Origin of the sequence: Rhodoferax sp., assembly GCF_018063565.1 — a bacterium.
Taxonomy (GTDB): Bacteria; Pseudomonadota; Gammaproteobacteria; order Burkholderiales; family Burkholderiaceae_C; genus Rhodoferax.
Window position 1 is genome coordinate 1 of record NZ_JAGPBB010000184.1, and the last position, 2,951, is coordinate 2,951.

The following is a 2,951-nucleotide window of genomic DNA, read 5'->3' on the forward strand; positions in this document are numbered from 1 at the left end:
TCCGGGCTTAACATGGCCGCCATGGCACCACCCGCCAGGGCTGAGCCGCCCGCGATCAGGCCAAGCTCGGCCATGGAGCGTTGTTGAGTGAATTTCCAACCGGGGGTGCGGGCGGTTTGCGCATCGAGCGCGTGGCGGGCCGCATAGGGATCAAAGCCCGGCAACTCGCTCCAGTGTGTTCGGCCGTCGGCGCCGGTCAGAACCTGGGGTGAACGCCCTTGGGCAGCAACGGCTGCACATGGCGGACACGACACAACTTTCACAACCGCCTCGGCCTGTTTCAACGCCACGCCTTGTCGGTATTGCGGGTTGGCCAAGGGTCTGGCGCAGAAATAGCAGGCCACCCGATCCCCTTGCCCAGCAAAGGCTTGTGCACCAAACGACGCCACTGCAATTTCTTGGGCGCGGCCAGCTGAACGCTCCAATTCTTCAAGGGCAACATCGATGCGGCGCAACGCCTTGGCATTGCCCTGGTTCATCAGGTCAATTTGTTTTTGAGCCGATCGTTCGAGGTGGGTGGCATGGTCAAGCTGGCTGCGCAGGTCTGGGTGTTCGCCCAGGCGCAGTGCATGTTCAACCTGTTCCAGCTGGCTTGCCACTTGTCCCATACGCGCCCTTGCCTTGGCGATCAATGCCGCGTTGGGGGACGCCAAGACCGCAGTGCCGCCGCGCTTGGTTCGAACCCGGCGCACCAGCAACCAGATACACCCGCCCGCACCCGCCAAAACGGCAAAGGATTCAAAGAAACCCATTCCAGAGTCATCTGTCCCGGGGTTGCCAGCTGATAGAGAACCCATGCTCGCCAGCTTTTGTTCGATTTCAGCCCGCTTGTAGTTCGGGTCGAGTGCCAGGGATTTCTGAAAGGATTGCTGCGCCGCCGGGAAATTGTTGAGTTGACGGTCGGTCAGGCCAAGGTTGTAGTGCCACCTGGGATTTGCCGGTTCCATCGCGATGGCTTCTTCAAACTTGGCGCGGGCGCCACTGAAATCACCCGCGTCGTATCGACTTTTCCCTTGGGCGTAGACAGCCAAGGCTTGTTCGGCGACATCCGATGCTTGTGCCATGGCCCAGGCGCATGCCAGCATGAAGGCAAGTAAGACGACTCCCAAGCGATTGGCAACGGTTTTCATGGCGACTTTCTGGCAGGCTGACAGAACGAAAAACGCCTAGAGTTTAAAGACCCTTGGTCTCCCATGGACCTCGGGTGCCGTCGCGAATGTCTTCAGCTCAGCTCCACCCTGGTCGCCAGAAACTCTGCTACACGCGCCTCGGTGGGTAGCGGCGCCACAGCGCCATAGCCCTGGGTTGAAAGCGCCGCCGAGGCGACCGCCCAGCGGGCGCTGGCAAACACATCTTCGCCGCGCGCACGTCGGGCCAGGTAAGCGCCGTTAAAGCAGTCGCCTGCACCGGTGGCATCCAGTGCCTTGACCGCGAAGGCGTCAATTTTTTGCATCGACTGGCCGTTCGAGGCCAACACACCTTTAACGCCCATCTTCAGCACCACATGTTTGGCCCCATGCTGGTGTGCCCAATTCACGATGGCATCGGGCTGCTGCAAACCCGAGACAAGCGCCAACTCGTCAAGCCCGGGAAGAAACTCGTCGGTCGATGCCAGGGTTGCGATGATGGCAAGGCGTGCGTCGTCCAAAGACCACAAGGCAAAGCGCAGGTTGGGGTCGTACGACACCCGCACGCCAGCGGCACACGCCATGGCGATGGCCGCAGCGATGGTTTCACGGGCACTGACGCTGATGGCCTGGCTGATGCCGCTGACGTGCAAATACTGTGTGTTGCCAAGCAGCGCCGCTGACAGATGTTCAGGTCGGATCAGACTGGCCGCAGAGCCCTTGCGCAGATACGAAAAGTGATGGCCGTCAGCATCGTGCCGAACAAAATAAACGCCAGTCGGTGCGTCCGGTCTGACCTGGACCGCGCTGACGTCAACCCCTTCGGTGCGCCACAGTTCCAGACACATGTCGCCCAGGGCGTCGTTGCCAACCATCGATATATAGGCACACCGTGCCCCCTGGCGCGCTGCCGCAATGCTGGTGTTGGAGGTGTCACCGCCAAATCCCTGCAAATACATGCGCCCGTCGCCTTGGGGAATCTGGTTGAACTCCACCATGGCTTCGCCCAATGCCACCAGATCGAACATGGCCTTCATAAAAAGTCACTCCGACTGGGTGAGAACTGGTCAAGCAACATGCTGCCAGCTTCAAGCGCCACCACGCCATGGTGAACCTGGCGTGCAGCGATGAACGCGTCGCCCACTTTCAGTACACGTTTCATCCCGGCCACGTCGGCCTCAAACGACCCGGCCACCACAAACGCGATCTGGTCGTGCATATCGTGGGCGTGAGCGGTGCCAATGGCGCCTTTGTCAAAGTGCACCAGCACTGACATCAGGTCAGGCGTATGGCCAACAATTTTTCGCCGGATACCGTCGCCCAGTTCCGTCCACGGAGTGTCCTGGTGGCTAAAAAAGAATGCCATGAAATGCCTCCAAAGTGATTGGAAGAAAAGAAAGAGGTGAATAAATGTGCGGATGTCTACACAAGACAATTTCATTAATGTATCATCTGACAACAAATTTGAAACACTGGTTCATTAAAAAATAACCCCATTTCAAAAAACACAATCCGTGCCGAATGCGCACATTCAGACCAACCAAGCACCCGCCCAAGGCACTATTCGAAAGGCCAAACCATGGAAATTCGCCAACCCATCCACAGCGATCACGTCAAAACGCTCGACACCGAAGGCCTGCGTCGACATTTTCTGGTTGACGGCCTGTTCAAGCCCGATGAGGCCACGTTGACCTACAGCCAGATCGATCGCATCATCGTCGGCGGCATCATGCCGGTGGCCCAGGCGGTGCGCTTTTCGCCCGAGCTGGGCCGTCATACCGGCACCGACTACTTTTTGCAGCGGCGTGAACTCGGCCTGATCAA

The 2,951-nt window shown here is 58.8% G+C and carries 3 protein-coding genes and 1 pseudogene; 1 reads left to right on the forward strand and 3 read right to left on the reverse strand.

All coding sequences use genetic code 11. The features are described from left to right. The 3 genes from KBF66_RS19365 to KBF66_RS19375 form a co-directional block, all read right to left on the reverse strand. The coding region (locus KBF66_RS19365) for a tetratricopeptide repeat protein (protein WP_296661377.1) at positions 1 to 1,130 on the reverse strand (1,130 nt) is incomplete at its 3' end. A 92-nt stretch (positions 1,131 to 1,222) separates the two neighbouring features. Then, positions 1,223 to 2,164: a sugar kinase gene (locus KBF66_RS19370; protein ID WP_296661379.1), complete on the reverse strand. Its 942-nt coding sequence runs from the start codon at positions 2,162 to 2,164 to the stop codon at positions 1,223 to 1,225. Beyond that, positions 2,161 to 2,493 (reverse strand): cupin domain-containing protein, encoded by a 333-nt coding sequence (locus KBF66_RS19375; RefSeq protein ID WP_296661381.1) that lies wholly within the window; start codon positions 2,491 to 2,493, stop codon positions 2,161 to 2,163. Before KBF66_RS19375 ends, KBF66_RS19370 begins: the two co-directional genes overlap by 4 nt. Positions 2,494 to 2,706: 213 nt before the next feature. On the opposite strand from KBF66_RS19375, the pseudogene KBF66_RS19380 reads away from it, so the two are divergent. Continuing rightward, positions 2,707 to 2,951 (forward strand): annotated as a pseudogene (locus KBF66_RS19380) (5-dehydro-4-deoxy-D-glucuronate isomerase); the annotation flags it as partial.